Origin of the sequence: Xanthocytophaga flava (assembly GCF_030068545.1) — a bacterium.
Taxonomy (GTDB): Bacteria; Bacteroidota; Bacteroidia; order Cytophagales; family 172606-1; genus Xanthocytophaga; species Xanthocytophaga flava.
Genome location: NZ_JASJOR010000011.1, coordinates 122,056 through 136,746, shown reverse-complemented (window position 1 = coordinate 136,746; position 14,691 = coordinate 122,056). Strand labels below are relative to the sequence as shown.

The following is a 14,691-nucleotide window of genomic DNA, read 5'->3' as shown; positions in this document are numbered from 1 at the left end:
TATGCCTATCAATCGCAATGCATTGATCCGTTATCAGACTATAGATACCTGTTTGCGCAATCGTCACCGTAAATGGACACTGGAGGATTTGATTGAGGCGTGCTCAAATATGTTGTATGAATACGAAGGCATTGACAAAGGGGTAAGCCGTCGTACCGTACAGATGGACATTCAAATGATGCGGAGCGAAAAATTAGGATACAATGCACCCATTGTAGTACTGGACAAAAAGTATTATACCTATGAAGACCCCAACTATTCTATTACCAACATTCCGCTTACGGATGGAGATCTGCATACATTAAAGGAAGTAACAGAGATTTTAAAACAGTTCAAAGGCTTTGATCATTTTCGGGAGTTGAGTGGCATGGTACAACGCCTGGAAGACAAAATACGTACGGCCAAGACACAAAGAGGAGCTATTATTGATTTTGAAAAAAACGATAATCTCAAAGGGCTGGAATATATTGAAGTGATTTATCAGGCTATTTTACAAAAACAATGTTTGAGTATCACCTATCAATCGTTTAAGGCTAAGTCTGCTCAAACCTTTATCTTCCATGCTTACCTGCTGAAGGAGTATCGCAATCGCTGGTTTGTGCTGGGAATACGACACAAAGCCAGATTCGAAACACTGCTGGCATTGGATCGTATTCTTGAAATCAAGCCCAGTGAGGAATGGTATTGTGATAATGAAACGCTGGATATTGAGAACTATTTTCGGGATATAGTTGGAGTAACTATTATGCAGGGTCAACCTACCGAAAGGATTTTACTTTTACTCAATAAATATAGTGCACCTTATGTGTTAACCAAGCCCATTCATCATAGCCAGCAGATAGTGGAAACACGCGAAGATGGAGTTGTGATATCTCTGGATGTGCAGATCAATTATGAAATGGAACGGGAAATTCTGGGCTTCGGAGAAACTGTTAAGGTACTAGCTCCAAGAAGACTACAAAATCGTATCAAACAAAAGATTCAGCATATGACAGCGATCTATCAACCTTTAGAAGGAGAACCAGAATCTTTAGAATCAGAAGCTGAATCCACAGAGTAACGGAAGAATAAACTCCCGTTACTCAATCCCGAGGCTATAGTAATAGGAACATGTGGAAAAGCTAATACTCTATTTCAATAAAAAACTATTGTGCTTTTTTCTCATACGGTACATAAACAAAATGTGTGGTGACCGCGATCTTTTCTGCAATCTTGGCAAAGACCACTTCCGGAACCTTGATTTTATGGTCTACCAGTAAGACATCAAAAGCTGCATCTAACAAAGCTTTACCCGATTGCACAGTCAGCTTTCCTTTAAGGGTCTGGTCTCTCTCAACTCCATGAATATTCAGTTTGCCAGTTGCAGACACATCATAGGTACCTGGCTTAGTAAAGTCAATTGCCTCATTGATTTTACCTTTGAAAATAGCATAGGGATATTTATCACTTTCCATGTAATTCTCGTTAAAATGCTCCTGCATCAAACTTTTGGGAAATACAAATGATTTGACAGGCACTTTCACAGCAATCTCTTTTGTTACCCCATTCAGCATGGACTGACTGGCTTTGTTGACTGCTTCGATATCTTCCAGGGGTGTACTCGAAAAGAACTTAACCTCTGAAGAAGAAGATGTATAAAGATTTTGAGCCTGTGTGAGTACAGATGCTCCAATACAAAACAATACTGTCCATAAGAAAGATGGCTTATATAGCCATAAAACACGGAGGCTAACAGATTGGTACATCATATGTTTCGCAGGTTGTAAAATGGAAGTTGTTATTTAGTAGAACGTCGGGCGTTTTTATTGAAAGAAAAAGTACGGGAAACATTAAATCCATAATGAATATCACCCTTTCCCCACTGTCCGGTTGTTTCTCCAATGAATTGCTTTTCAATCATGCCCAACGAGTTAGTAAAGTGTACCGAAAAAACGTGTCCACCCGTTTCAATATCAAAACCCAGCGCCAGCGAGTTATGGAACTGCGGATCTAACTGATCGGGCAATACATAATAGTAATCGGCATTGAACGATACCCGTTTGCTGAGTTTATATCGCCCTCCTAAACCTAAGGCCCAAACCGTATTCTTCTCTCCTATATTTTCCACCCTGTTTCGGTGCAGCAGTGTTGGGGTGAGTTGCAGGGAAAGATTTTCACTGAATTTTCGGGCAATAATCAGTTGGGTGGTATAGGCGAAACGAGAGACAAAGGACCGATCTTCCTGTGTATAGCGCAGTGTATTGACCGCACTACTGACAAAGAAGGTCATTGTGAAAGGCATATTCCTTGTGCCTGATGACTGCCGTAAGAGCTTCACTTTTGTGAACAGGTCATAAGTTTTATCTGTATTACTCCGTCCTACTCCTACCATCCATTGATCAGTGATCCCATATTCAAATCCCAAGCGGATATAAGCCATATCCAGCCCCCACAGATTATAGGCACCACTATTGAGCGTTCCAAACCGATGTGAGATACGGAAATCCATATGGTTTTTTGCTACTGTTTCCACCGAATGGCCATTGATAATCCGGGTGGATTTGAAGGTTGCTGTCGTATAATTGACCGTATTGCTGTCAGACTTCATCATTCCTAATAAATCATCCTGAGCCAATGCATTTTCAGGAGTCGATAGTATTGCCGAGAAAAGGAGAAGAAAAAAAATACTGTATTTTTTCATAGGTAAGCGATTGTTGTTGCCAGTTTTGTATCTGATGAATAGTGTGTTGACGCTTTTATCTGCTGAAGCTTCTACTTGCTGTACTACCTGAAAAAGTGTAAAAAAGGGTAAAGCAGTAAAGCTTTACCCTACAGCTTATGCAGAAACAGTTAGCACATTAGTAGTAGTATTCAAGCTGGCGGAATAAACTGTCAACCCAGCCGTAGCAGGACCATTTTCCACTGAACCAGTAGTAGAAAACTCAGAGCCATGATTATCGCAGTAAAAGTCATTCTGATTCAACCGATAGGTAACAGTAGTTCCCTGATGGGTACACGCTTTGGAAAGGGCAACAAAGCCACCGCCTTTTACTTTGGCTACAATTACATCACCACTATTGGGATACAGATAAGATCCTTCAGTCAATAAGGATTTAAAGTTGTCAGTAGTCAAATCAAGTGTAAAACTGATTTTACCTGCTGAAGTTTTTGCATTGCCTGTAAAGCCGGCTACTGTATTGCCACCGCCATTATTTCCACCCGTGTTGGTATTGGGTTGAGGCGATTCGGAGGCACAGGAAGTAAGCCCACCCAAACAATAGATAGACATCAGGGCACCACTACTTAAACCCAGGCTTTTAAGAAATTCGGATCTTTTCATATCAATTTTAGTTTTAGAGGTTTATAATTAAATGGTATGTAAATCGTAGCTGATAAGGATTAATTTGGAGCCTCTACTGCATCCTTAATAGCAACAGGCCATACTCCAGGACTTGGTACACTCACTCCCTTGGTCATACCCCGTCCGGAATCCTGAGTGAAGTAATATAGTGGCCACCCTTTATAAGTTAGTTGTTTCTTGCCATCTACATCGATGGTTCCAAATAGAGATTTATCCAGGGCAGAAGGTACACTTGCCAGTGTTTCGGTAAAGGCAGGCCAGGCAGCTTTACAACCGGAAGAAGTACAACTGGTCGTATTTTTTGAGTCTGTAGTAAACGTATATAATGTACGGCCTTTGCCATCTGTGAAAAACTGAGTTACGCCAGTACCTTCTGTATAGTCGCTCTTGTAGTTTTTGCCGTCCTGGCCAACCAATTGCTTGCTAGCCAGCATAATGGTATAATCAGTTTTAGCAACATACCATACTCCGCCAACTCCTTCACCCTTGGTTTCTCCAGGTAATTCCTTCACGCTATTTGCGGTAGGAGAATAGTAGTAAAGAGGCCAGCCTTTATAAGTCAGTTGTTTAGCTCCGCTTGCTGTTGTTATTTCTGCAAAATCAGCCAGTAAAAGACCCTCTCCCAGCATTTCCTGTGTCAGGTTTGCTTTGTAGTAAATAGGCCAGGCAGCCATACAGTTGCCAGATGTGCAATTATTTGTTCCATCTGCATCTCTTGTAAAGAAATACAATGTATACCCTGCACTATCTACCAGATAACTTCCCAGTGTACTACTGGTAGCCAGCTTAATCTGAGTAGTTACCTTATTGGGACCAGGACTATCGTTGTCATCACAACTTACAATCAGGCCGGCTAGTACAGCCAGAGAAAACAAAAATGCAAATGCCTTACTTTTAAATAAAGGTTTCATGGTGTTACTGAATTAATTAAGTGTTAAAACTAAAAATGGTAATCACACACGTCTGTGTGACATAATCCGGATCTAACTCTCTATAGCTATAGTTTTACACTTTAAAGCGCTACTTTAAGATTTTTAATTTCCTCTTTACATATATTCAATCAGACTGAATTCAGAAGACAAAGCAATAGCAGTACATCGCTGAAACGATGAAAAACATGCATATAAGCCAGCAAAATCAGGTGATTATTTTTGTTTAGACAGGTGGTATTTGATTGAGAAGAACACACCTGAGCTTATCAGCTTAACCTTCCCATACCCAACTCCACCCAGTGGTATCTTCAGATACGGTTCGACCTGCCAGGAGAAATAGTCTCCCATACGTCGTTCATATCCAATAGACAGGTTTCCTACAGCAAAAAAGTGATTATTGGAATTGCTGATTCCCCATTTGGTATCTTTACCATATCCGTGTTTGTCAAAATGATAGTCATAATCTTCTCTTTTCATCAGATAAGATGAGGCACCCGCACTCACAAACCAATTGGAACCAGTAGTTTTATTCTGAATTACATTATATCGCAAATTCAAGGGAATATCTATAATTCTGCAATCTGCGCTAATCGAGTTCAAATAAAATCCTTGTTTTTCCATATAGTCCAAATAATCGTCTGGAGGATTATAATCATCTTTTCCAGCAACATAAATCTTCTTAGAGTAAATTCCTCCTGCTGTAATCAGTAACCGATTTGAGATATTGTATTCCAGTAGTATCCCTGCACTTGTACCTGGCTGCATAAAATTGCGAAACCCTACAGTAGTTAAATCAGGTGCTATGACAAACCGAATTCCTAACCGGAAAGGTTTTCTTTCAACTAATGGCTTAATATCCGGCTTTTCCCCAGCCTTACCCATAGTATCTGCAGGTGGTGGGGGTATCACAAAATCCTTTCCTTTCGCCCAGTTTACCTGAATGGATTTTCCGGTAAGAGGCATCAAATAAAGTACTTCTTCCTTATTCGCCAGGTAATTAGTTGTATACAACCGATGTGTATCTGCTTCAAATGAAGTCTCTTCTGGCTTTATGTCCATAGGTTGTCCATTTGTAGAGTTGTAGATCACTGTTTTCTTCTGATTTCTCTTGCTACCGCTTCCTTTTTGCTTTTCTCCTTTATTTTTGTCTCCTCTTTCAGTCAGTACGTTTTTCGGTTCTACAGATCCAGGCTGTCCGTTTAAAGCAATCTTCGACTCTTGTTGATCTGCAACCTTTCCCTTTTTAGTCTCTTCAGAAGAAAAGAAGCGGCGAAGCTTTTTATCCGCAGCAGGTACACGGGATGAATCTGATAGAGTGCTCCGATCCCTTTTGCTTATCTCCGCCGTTCTGATAGGCGCAACCATTTCTGGTTGCGGCTCCTCTTCACTGTCGTTTATTGTCTTTCCAGAAGTCTGAATGCCTTTTTTTGAACTGTTGTTTTTTCTGTTTGCGTCAATACTACTTGTATTTTTATTCTTTTCATTTTCTGTATACAGCACCTCTTTATCTTTCTGCACTGTGGTACTCTTTGCTTTCTTATCACTGTTTACAGTACCCGGTTTTTCTTTATTCACAGATAGTGTCTTATACTTATACAAAGAAGGTGTGTTTGAGCGTTTTTCTATCTGACCTCTTTCTATCTGACCTCTTTCTATCTGACCTCTTTCTATCTGACCTCTTTCTATCTGACCTCTTTCTATCTGACCTCTTCCCTTATAGTTAGGTCTATTGTCTTTTGCTAGTAATGTATCTGGCAGACCTTTTTTATTCTGTGAAACCAGATTTCCATTTCCAGGTCCACTCAACCATATATAGGCACCAGTACTAATTAATAATAACAACAGAGCTAATAGTCCCCAACGCTTCCATTTTCCATTTCCATTGGAAGATCCATTGTCGAGTTTTTTTTCCATGCGCAGCCAGGCTTCCGGATCAAACGGAATATCTATCTCTTCAGCTGACTTTCTGAAGAGATCATCCAATTCATTATCGGGCATCTCATTCATACTTGTCATAGCCTCTCTGCTTTAACATATTTCTTAAGTGTTCTCTGGCACGAGCTAAATTGGATTTGGATGTTCCGATAGAAATATCCAGTTGCTCAGCTATCTCCTCGTGCGAGTAGCCGTCAATTGCATACAGATTGAATACCATCCGGTAAGCCGGAGATAACAGTTGTACAAGTTTAATTAATTCTTCATGTTGTAACTCATCAAGTACTGTTTCACTGACAGATGCAGTTTCTACTAACGTTACATCTTCGTGAAAATAATGTTTTACCTCCTGGCGGTAAAAATCCAGGGCTGTATTGATCATAATGCGCCTCAACCAACCTTTAAATGATTTTTCCGGATCATATTTTTCTGTCTTGGTAAACACCTTCATGAAACCATCATTGAGTACTTCAATAGCTTCATCTTTTGTTCGTGTATACCGCATACACACACTCATAGCATACCCATAGAACTGCCGATATAGCAATTCCTGGCTCTTGCGGTTGCCATTGCGGCATCCCTGCAATAAAGCCTCCAGTTCAGTTAAGGTTGCGGAGTTGGCGATCATAATCGAATTCAGACACAGCACGGAAGATTTTCTCAAACGGTTGCGTCACTTTTTTATTTTTTTTCAAAAAAACAGCACATACAAGTATAAACCACTGTCTATCAACTAATTAAATTATTTATTTTTTTATGCTTTTTTTACCAGAGATAGGTTTATCCCTAATCAGATAGATACCATTTGCAGCTATTGACAACCTAAGTACTGCTCTACTACTATGACGGATACGATTTTATTCCAGTCAATCCGAAAACCAGCCCTGTTCGTTTGTGCCAATCATTGATACGCCATAGCTGATCAGATTCAATCTCTTTTCGATAAAGCATAGAACATAATCGACTATATGGGCATGCTAACTGATTAATTTACAGTGTGTAGAAGAATATAGAAACAGAATAATTCTGAACTACCCCTTTCGCATTATATATTGATTTTTGTGGCGCAGAATGATACTTATATGTAGTTTCACTTTTCAGGTATTCAACTTTACATCCCAACACTTACCAAACCATTCATGTTATACCATCTGAAGTTACATTTACTGCTTATTACTTTATGGATTACCTTTTTTTCCAATGCACAAATCTCCTCTACTCTTCCTGCTAAAACGTATGTTCTAAAACCAGAACGAGTCTTTGACGGCAAAGAAGTAAAAACTGGCTGGATAGTACTTGTTCAGGGAAATAAGATTATTGCAGCAGGAAAGCCAGCAGATATACAGACGCCATCCAATGCGGAAATAATTAATTTGCCTGCTATGACATTGCTGCCCGGTCTGATTGAGGGACATTCTCATTTATTTCTGCATCCTTATAATGAAACATCCTGGGATGATCAGGTATTGAAAGAATCTCATGCAGAACGTACAGCCAGAGCAGTAGTTCATGCAAACAAGACATTGCTTGCTGGAATTACTACCGTTCGGGACTTAGGCACGGAGGGAGCTGAGTATGATGATGTAGGATTAAAACAGGCTATTGAAAAAGGGATAATTCCTGGTCCGAGAATGCTGGTAGCCGGACGCGCTATTGTGGCTACAGGTAGTTATGGTCCTAAAGGATTTGCTACTCATGTCCTAGTCCCCCAAGGTGCACAGGAAGCTTCAGGAGCAGAAGATCTGGTTCGGGTAGTGCGTGAACAAATTGGCAAAGGAGCCGATGTAGTTAAAGTGTATGCAGACTATCGTTGGGGCATTCGGGGTGAAGCAATGCCAACATTTACAGAAGTAGAACTACGACTAGCTGTAGAAACAGCTGCTAGCAGTGGTCGAGTTGTAGTAGCACATGCCAGTACAGTAGAAGGTATGCGTCGGGCTATACAGGCTGGTATCCGGACTATTGAACATGGAGATAACGGCAATCCTGAAATTTTTAAACTCATGGCACAGAAAAATGTAGCCCTCTGCCCTACGCTAGCTGCTGGAGATGCTATTTTGCAATACAGAGGATGGAAAAAAGGAACAGATCCTGAACCAGCCCGCATTCAGCAAAAAAAACAGAGCTTTAAACAGGCATTGGAAGCTGGAGTTACGATTGTGATGGGAGGCGATGTAGGTGTATTTAGCCATGGAGATAATGTTCGTGAGATGGAACTGATGGCTGAATATGGCATGAAACCACTGGATGTATTACGATCAGCGACATCGGTTAATGCTCGCGTGTTCGAGTTGTCACATCTGGGATCTATCCAACCTGAATTTCTGGCAGATCTGATTGCAGTAGAAGGTGATCCGACCAAAGATATGACCTCTCTTCACAAAGTTACCTTTGTGATGAAAGATGGAATAATTTATAAGAAGCCTTAAAATTGTTTTATAGCCTGACAATTCCAAAACATCTTTTAAATTGCATCCATATTTTCAACGTTTGTGACTTTACGTCATGTATACCTCCTTAAAATCTATGTCTTTCAAAAAATCATTTCTTTTATTTCTTGTGCTATCCGTTTCGCTATCGGTTACAGCACAGGAAGTAAATACCCCAACTGACCTGGCCGAGTGGGTAAATCCACTTATGGGTACGCAATCAACCTTTAATCTTTCCAATGGAAATACTTATCCATCTATTTCACTTCCTTGGGGTATGAACTGCTGGATGCCACAAACCGGAAAGATGGGAGATGGCTGGGCATATACCTATACCTCTACTCATATACGGGGATTTAAACAAACTCACCAGCCTTCACCCTGGATCAATGACTATGGTCAGTTTTCCATAATGCCGGTAACAAAGCATGTCTTTGATGAAGAGAAACGCAGTAGCTGGTTCTCTCACAAATCAGAGATCGCCAAGCCTTATTATTATAGTGTGTATCTGGCAGACCATGATGTGACCACAGAGATCGTTCCTACTGAGCGTGCTGCGATGTTCCAGATGACATTCCCTTCATCAGATTCTTCATTTGTAATTATTGATGCGTTTGACAAAGGCTCCTATATAAAGATTCTTCCCAATGAGAAAAAAATAGTTGGTTACACAACCAAAAACAGTGGTGGTGTACCTGCTAATTTCAAAAATTACTTTGTATTGTATTTCGATACGCCTTTTACATCCAGTAATACCTGGCATGGAAAAACGCTTGCCAAAGATACACTGGAATACAAAGCCAATCACGTAGGTGCTATGATTGGTTTTAAAACCAAAAAAGGTCAGAAGGTTCGGATTCGTGTGGCATCTTCATTTATCAGTCCGGAACAAGCCGAGCTTAACCTGCAACGTGAGTTAGGTAACGACGATTTTAATACGCTTCAGCAAAAAGCAAAAGCTATCTGGAATCAACAGCTTTCTCGTCTGGAAGTAGAAGGTGGCAGTCCTGAACAAGTTCGTACATTCTATTCCTGTCTGTACCGGATTATGTTATTTCCCCGCAAGTTTCATGAAGTAGATGCACAGAACAAAACGATTCACTATAGTCCTTACAACGGTCAGATTGCAGAAGGTTACTTATATACAGACAATGGATTCTGGGATACTTTCCGCGCGGTATTCCCATTCTTTACACTGATGTATCCGGAACTAAACAGCCAGATTATGCAGGGGCTGGTTAATACCTATAAGGAAAGTGGCTGGTTGCCTGAATGGGCTAGCCCCGGACACCGTGATTGTATGATTGGTTCCAACTCAGCATCCCTTATTGCCGACTCTTATCTGAAAGGAATTCGTGGATATGATATCCAGACATTGTATGAAGCAGTTCTGAAAAACAGCGAACAAGAAGGACCATTGTCATCTGTAGGAAGAAAAGGTGTTTCGTATTATAATAAGTTAGGTTATGTGCCTTATAATGTGGGCATCAACGAAAACGCTGCCCGTACACTGGAGTACGCTTATGCAGATTTTACCATTTCTCAACTTGCTCAGGCGTTACAGAAACCAAAAGCAGATGTTCAGAAGTTTACCAAACGTGCACAAAACTACCGCAACCTATTTGATCCGCAAACCAAACTGATGCGTGGTAAAAATCAGGATGGTAAATTCCAGCAGCCCTTCAATCCATTCAAGTGGGGTGATGCCTTTACAGAAGGAAACAGCTGGCACTACACCTGGAGTGTATTCCATGATGTACAAGGTCTAATTGGCCTGATGGGTGGACAAAAAACATTTGTATCCATGCTAGACTCTGTATTTACTATGCCTCCTGTATTTGATGATAGCTACTATGGATTCCCAATTCATGAAATCCGGGAAATGCAGATTATGAACATGGGACAATATGCACATGGTAACCAACCTATCCAGCACATGGTTTATCTGTACAACTATGCAGGTGCCGGTTGGAAAGCACAAAGCCGTTTGCGTGAAATAATGAACAAAATGTATAAACCAACTCCGGACGGCTATTGTGGTGATGAAGACAACGGTCAAACATCTGCCTGGTATGTATTTTCAGCGATGGGTTTCTACCCTGTTTGTCCAGGTACACAGGAGTATGTATTGGGAAGTCCGTTGTTCCGTAAGGTAAGTATGCACCTGGAAAATGGTAAAACCTTTACCATTGAAGCACCAGGCAACAGCGATAACAATGTATACATTCAGAATTGTCAGTTGAATGGACAGGAGTATAACAACACATTTATCAAACACAGTGACATTCTGCAAGGTGGCACACTGAAGCTTGATATGTCTAATACTCCTAATCAGCAGAGAGGAACTAAGCCAGAGCAACTTCCATTCTCTGTATCTGCCAAGAAATAAGTTCTTTCATAACTGAATCAATTATATATAACATTCTGTCGGGCATATTTAATTGCCTGGCAGAATGTTACTGTTTTCAACCTCATTATCCACATCCACTTCTAAATATCTATGAAACCACAACCTAACGAGTATCCTCAAAGTGAGTACACCAGCCGTTACATCAATCTTGTTCCGGAAGACAATGCTATTGATGTACTAAGACAGAAAGAAGTATGGCAATTGGTACATACTCTCTCAGAAGAACAGAGCACTTATCGGTATGCAGAAGGCAAATGGAGTATAAAGGAAATGCTTGGACATATGATTGATACAGAACGTATTTTCACCTATCGTGTTCTATGTATAGCCCGGGGTGAAAAACAACCGCTGCCTGGATTTGATGAAAATTTATATACAGAAACAGCTCACTTTGACAGTCGTACCCTGGTCAGCCTACTGGCAGAATATTCCGCTGTCAGAGATGCGAACCTGTTTCTTTTTGACAATCTGGATGAAACAGCTCTTTTACAAATTGGCAATGCTAATGGCAAAGAACTTTCTGTACGTGCTATTCTCTATATGATCGCAGGTCATGAACGTCATCATATCAGTATCTTAAAAGAACGTTATCTGAAAATACAGTAGATTTATCCAATACCTCACACAACCAGAAAAGTATAGCATCCCTATTTATGCAAGTCTTTACCTCCATACAATCATTACGAGATTACCTGTCCCAAAGCCGTCAGCAGAATAAAACTATTGGATTTGTACCCACTATGGGGGCACTACATGAAGGACATCTCTCTTTAATTAAACGTTGTAAAGAAGAGAATGATCTGGCAGTGTGCAGTATTTATGTCAATCCTACTCAGTTTAACAATCCGGAAGATCTGAAAAAATACCCTCGCACTCCGGAAGCAGACCAGCAACTCTTACAGGATGCAGGTTGTGACGTGCTTTTTATGCCAGCAGATACAGAAATGTATCCGGCATCTGTGAATCTCAAAATAGATTTTGGCAATCTGGAGACAGTACTGGAAGGTAAATTTCGTCCAGGACATTTTAATGGTGTAGGCATTGTTGTCTCCAAGCTGTTTCATATGGTACAGCCAGATGCAGCTTACTTTGGACAAAAAGATCTGCAGCAATGTCTGGTAATCCGCAGATTGATTCAGGATTTATCCTTTCCTGTTCGGTTGGTTATATGTCCAACCATGCGTGAATCAGACGGATTGGCTATGTCGTCCCGCAACAGAAGACTTAGCTCTACCCAACGTACAGTAGCGCCCTTGTTGTATCAAGCTCTGGAAATGGCACATGCTATGCTGGATAACGATGGAACTATAGAAATTGCGAAGAAAACAGTAGCCCTTCATCTAACCAAAAGCGACGAAGTAGAACTGGAATATTTTGAAGTAGTAAATACTGACGATCTCGCCTCATTTACAGAAGGAAAAGTACAGGCACCTTATGCACTTTGCATTGCAGCTTTTGTAGGAGGTGTACGACTTATAGATAATATTCTTATAGAATAAGGTCTGCTCTTGGCATTGAATATAACTACAGACTTTCCCTAATACCCTTTCACTATTCATGATCTCACCTCTTATAAAAGCATTCATATTTGATATGGATGGTACGTTGATTGATAATATGGAGTACCATCAGTTGGCTTTTTTTGAATTTCTGAAAAGACATACTATATCTATAACAGAAGCTGAGTACGAGCAGAAAAATAAAGGGACTATTACAGAGATTATCCCACGTTTTTTTGGAGATAACCTATCCCCTGAACAAATCAGTGAATTAGGCGAAGAAAAAGAAGCCCTTTATCGTGAAATGTATCAGCCCCATCTAAAGCCCATTGAAGGGTTAGTTGAGTTTCTGGAAGAAGCTAAAAACAGGGGTATACGTATTGCTCTTGCGACTATGGGAGATCAGAAAAATGTACAGTTCACGCTGGCAGGCTTGCAGATCCAGCACTATTTTGATGCCATTGTCAGTGGGGAAGAAGTAAAACACGGTAAACCTCACCCTGAAGTATTTCAGCGTGCAGCAGTCAAATTGTCAGTATCTCCGGACCATTGCCTTGCCTTTGAAGATTCTGTTTCAGGAATTACCTCTGCACTAACGGCCCATATGCAGGTAGTAGGCATTGCTACTACACATACTCCAGAAGAATTGCGTGCCTTATTTCAGCTTCCAACCATAATACAAACCTATACAGAACTCCACTGGTAACTTTTCTTATTAAAAGATTGTTAGATATAGGATGGCAGGTAATTCCTGCATATAAATCCCGTCAGAGAAGTAAAGTGATTGCTGCACGGTTTTTGTAACTCATTGTAAAGGCAATCCTTACATGCAAGGGTGGATTGCCAATAATTTTCATACCTTTGCGCCGCTTTACAAGGAAAGCGTCAACATATAACAACAATGTTTATCAACATTCTAAAATCCAAAATCCATAGGGTTAAGGTTACAGAAGCGAACCTGAATTATGTAGGTAGCATTACCATTGATGAAGATCTGCTGGATGCCGCCAATATGATTGAAAACGAGAAAGTTCTTATTGTGAATAATAACAATGGAGAACGCTTCGAAACATATATCATTAAGGGAGAGAGAGGCAGCGGAAAGATTTGCCTGAATGGCGCAGCTGCCCGACGAGTACAAGTCGGTGATATTCTCATCATTATTTCCTTTGCCATGATGGAGTTTGAGGAAGCCAAAAAATTCAAACCCTTTGTTGTCTTCCCTGATGATAACAATAAGCTTGTAAATTAACACACGAAAATATTCTGATCGAAAAGCCCTGTATGTATAAGCATTCAGGGCTTTTTTCTTGTAATACTGTCTATTAAAATTATCCTATTATAAACTCCACCTACTCCTAGAAGGAGTAGATAGGCCTTTATCCTTACTAAAAAAACACCAATTCATCCCGGTTTTATTTTATGTTGTATTATTTTCACAAAAATTAAATAAACATTTAAGTTAAATAATCATTTAATTAATAAATCATTTGTACATTTGTAGTGTTATATATCCAGTAACCCTCGGACACCATGGATAAAAAAGAAATTATTTTACAAGCCGCAGAAGAACTTTTCGCAGAAAAAGGATTTGACGCAACCTCAGTAAAGGATCTTTCTCAACGTGCCAATGTCAACGTAGCGATGATCTCCTATTATTTCGGATCAAAAGAAAAGCTACTTGAAACCTTGATCGAAAATAAAAGCAATGATTTGTATACCAGTCTGCAAAATCTGAATAGCCAAAACAAAGACCCTTTTGCCAAACTGGAATCACTCATTGATATTTACATTGAGCGGATTTTTAACAACAGCAATTATTTTCTGATCACTCAAAGAGAGTTGTTTTTGAAGCAACGAGGTGGCACTCATGAAGCGATTATGCGCATCCATGCCAAAAATGTGGAAGAAATCCGAAAACTACTTGATGAGGGACAAAAACAAAAGCTCTTTAGGAAAGTAGATACAGATCTGCTGATGGCTACTATCTCCGGAACTATTTTCAATGTAAAAAAGAAGGAATACTTCACACAGGACACTACACTACCTCCGGAAGAAACAGAAGCAGCGACTAACAAAGTAAAGAAGCAAGTAAAGAAACATCTGTACGAAATGCTCAGAGCCTATCTGGAGATTAAGTAATTAC

At 40.1% G+C, this 14,691-nt stretch carries 14 protein-coding genes; 8 read left to right on the top strand and 6 right to left on the bottom strand.

Translation table 11 applies throughout. The features are described from left to right. Window position 1: 1 nt before the first annotated feature. Window positions 2–1,060, top strand: coding sequence for a helix-turn-helix transcriptional regulator (locus QNI15_RS17380; protein WP_314032759.1), 1,059 nt, complete (start codon window positions 2–4; stop codon window positions 1,058–1,060). 85 nt (window positions 1,061–1,145) lie between these two features. Here the strand turns inward: QNI15_RS17380 and QNI15_RS17375 are convergent, their stop codons facing one another. The 6 genes from QNI15_RS17375 to QNI15_RS17350 all read right to left on the bottom strand — a co-directional run bounded on the left by QNI15_RS17375 (window position 1,146) and on the right by QNI15_RS17350 (window position 6,835). After that, window positions 1,146–1,748 (bottom strand): YceI family protein, encoded by a 603-nt coding sequence (locus QNI15_RS17375; protein ID WP_313995847.1) that lies wholly within the window; start codon window positions 1,746–1,748, stop codon window positions 1,146–1,148. A 29-nt stretch (window positions 1,749–1,777) separates the two neighbouring features. Then, window positions 1,778–2,680, bottom strand: a complete 903-nt coding sequence (locus QNI15_RS17370) for a DUF5777 family beta-barrel protein (protein WP_314032757.1) — start codon at window positions 2,678–2,680, stop codon at window positions 1,778–1,780. A 135-nt stretch (window positions 2,681–2,815) separates the two neighbouring features. After that, window positions 2,816–3,319 (bottom strand): QcrA and Rieske domain-containing protein, encoded by a 504-nt coding sequence (locus tag QNI15_RS17365; protein WP_314032755.1) that lies wholly within the window; start codon window positions 3,317–3,319, stop codon window positions 2,816–2,818. A gap of 59 nt (window positions 3,320–3,378) precedes the next feature. Beyond that, entirely contained in the window at window positions 3,379–4,251 is an 873-nt protein-coding gene (locus QNI15_RS17360) for a hypothetical protein (RefSeq protein WP_314032754.1), read from the bottom strand. Window positions 4,252–4,485: 234 nt separating this feature from the next. Beyond that, window positions 4,486–6,279 carry a hypothetical protein gene (locus QNI15_RS17355; RefSeq protein ID WP_314032753.1) on the bottom strand — a complete coding sequence of 598 codons (1,794 nt, stop codon included), beginning with the start codon at window positions 6,277–6,279 and terminating at the stop codon, window positions 4,486–4,488. Beyond that, window positions 6,272–6,835 carry an RNA polymerase sigma factor gene (locus QNI15_RS17350; RefSeq protein WP_313995837.1) on the bottom strand — a complete coding sequence of 188 codons (564 nt, stop codon included), beginning with the start codon at window positions 6,833–6,835 and terminating at the stop codon, window positions 6,272–6,274. Before QNI15_RS17350 ends, QNI15_RS17355 begins: the two co-directional genes overlap by 8 nt. 511 nt (window positions 6,836–7,346) lie before the next feature. Between QNI15_RS17350 and QNI15_RS17345 the strand changes: the two genes are divergently transcribed. The 7 genes from QNI15_RS17345 to QNI15_RS17315 all read left to right on the top strand — a co-directional run bounded on the left by QNI15_RS17345 (window position 7,347) and on the right by QNI15_RS17315 (window position 14,687). After that, window positions 7,347–8,636, top strand: coding sequence for a metal-dependent hydrolase family protein (locus tag QNI15_RS17345; RefSeq protein ID WP_313995835.1), 1,290 nt, complete (start codon window positions 7,347–7,349; stop codon window positions 8,634–8,636). A gap of 97 nt (window positions 8,637–8,733) precedes the next feature. Further along, window positions 8,734–11,025: a GH92 family glycosyl hydrolase gene (locus tag QNI15_RS17340; RefSeq protein WP_313995833.1), complete on the top strand. Its 2,292-nt coding sequence runs from the start codon at window positions 8,734–8,736 to the stop codon at window positions 11,023–11,025. A gap of 111 nt (window positions 11,026–11,136) precedes the next feature. Further along, window positions 11,137–11,652 (top strand): DinB family protein, encoded by a 516-nt coding sequence (locus QNI15_RS17335; protein ID WP_313995831.1) that lies wholly within the window; start codon window positions 11,137–11,139, stop codon window positions 11,650–11,652. Window positions 11,653–11,699: 47 nt separating this feature from the next. Beyond that, a complete protein-coding gene (gene panC, locus QNI15_RS17330; protein ID WP_313995829.1) occupies window positions 11,700–12,545 on the top strand; it encodes a pantoate--beta-alanine ligase in 846 nt (281 codons plus the stop codon). Between the two features lie 58 nt (window positions 12,546–12,603). Continuing rightward, entirely contained in the window at window positions 12,604–13,251 is a 648-nt protein-coding gene (locus tag QNI15_RS17325) for an HAD family hydrolase (RefSeq protein WP_313995827.1), read from the top strand. 195 nt (window positions 13,252–13,446) lie between these two features. Continuing rightward, a complete protein-coding gene (panD, locus tag QNI15_RS17320; protein WP_313995825.1) occupies window positions 13,447–13,797 on the top strand; it encodes an aspartate 1-decarboxylase in 351 nt (116 codons plus the stop codon). A gap of 281 nt (window positions 13,798–14,078) precedes the next feature. Further along, window positions 14,079–14,687, top strand: a complete 609-nt coding sequence (locus tag QNI15_RS17315) for a TetR/AcrR family transcriptional regulator (RefSeq protein WP_313977653.1) — start codon at window positions 14,079–14,081, stop codon at window positions 14,685–14,687. Window positions 14,688–14,691 lie beyond the last annotated feature (4 nt).

Coding starts and splice junctions, on each gene's coding strand:
- QNI15_RS17380 (WP_314032759.1), top strand. CDS start 2: ATGCCTATCAATCGCAATGCATTGATCCGTTATCAGACTATAGATACC.
- QNI15_RS17375 (WP_313995847.1), bottom strand. CDS start 1,748: ATGATGTACCAATCTGTTAGCCTCCGTGTTTTATGGCTATATAAGCCA.
- QNI15_RS17370 (WP_314032757.1), bottom strand. CDS start 2,680: ATGAAAAAATACAGTATTTTTTTTCTTCTCCTTTTCTCGGCAATACTA.
- QNI15_RS17365 (WP_314032755.1), bottom strand. CDS start 3,319: ATGAAAAGATCCGAATTTCTTAAAAGCCTGGGTTTAAGTAGTGGTGCC.
- QNI15_RS17360 (WP_314032754.1), bottom strand. CDS start 4,251: ATGAAACCTTTATTTAAAAGTAAGGCATTTGCATTTTTGTTTTCTCTG.
- QNI15_RS17355 (WP_314032753.1), bottom strand. CDS start 6,279: ATGAATGAGATGCCCGATAATGAATTGGATGATCTCTTCAGAAAGTCA.
- QNI15_RS17350 (WP_313995837.1), bottom strand. CDS start 6,835: ATGATCGCCAACTCCGCAACCTTAACTGAACTGGAGGCTTTATTGCAG.
- QNI15_RS17345 (WP_313995835.1), top strand. CDS start 7,347: ATGTTATACCATCTGAAGTTACATTTACTGCTTATTACTTTATGGATT.
- QNI15_RS17340 (WP_313995833.1), top strand. CDS start 8,734: ATGTCTTTCAAAAAATCATTTCTTTTATTTCTTGTGCTATCCGTTTCG.
- QNI15_RS17335 (WP_313995831.1), top strand. CDS start 11,137: ATGAAACCACAACCTAACGAGTATCCTCAAAGTGAGTACACCAGCCGT.
- panC (WP_313995829.1), top strand. CDS start 11,700: ATGCAAGTCTTTACCTCCATACAATCATTACGAGATTACCTGTCCCAA.
- QNI15_RS17325 (WP_313995827.1), top strand. CDS start 12,604: ATGATCTCACCTCTTATAAAAGCATTCATATTTGATATGGATGGTACG.
- panD (WP_313995825.1), top strand. CDS start 13,447: ATGTTTATCAACATTCTAAAATCCAAAATCCATAGGGTTAAGGTTACA.
- QNI15_RS17315 (WP_313977653.1), top strand. CDS start 14,079: ATGGATAAAAAAGAAATTATTTTACAAGCCGCAGAAGAACTTTTCGCA.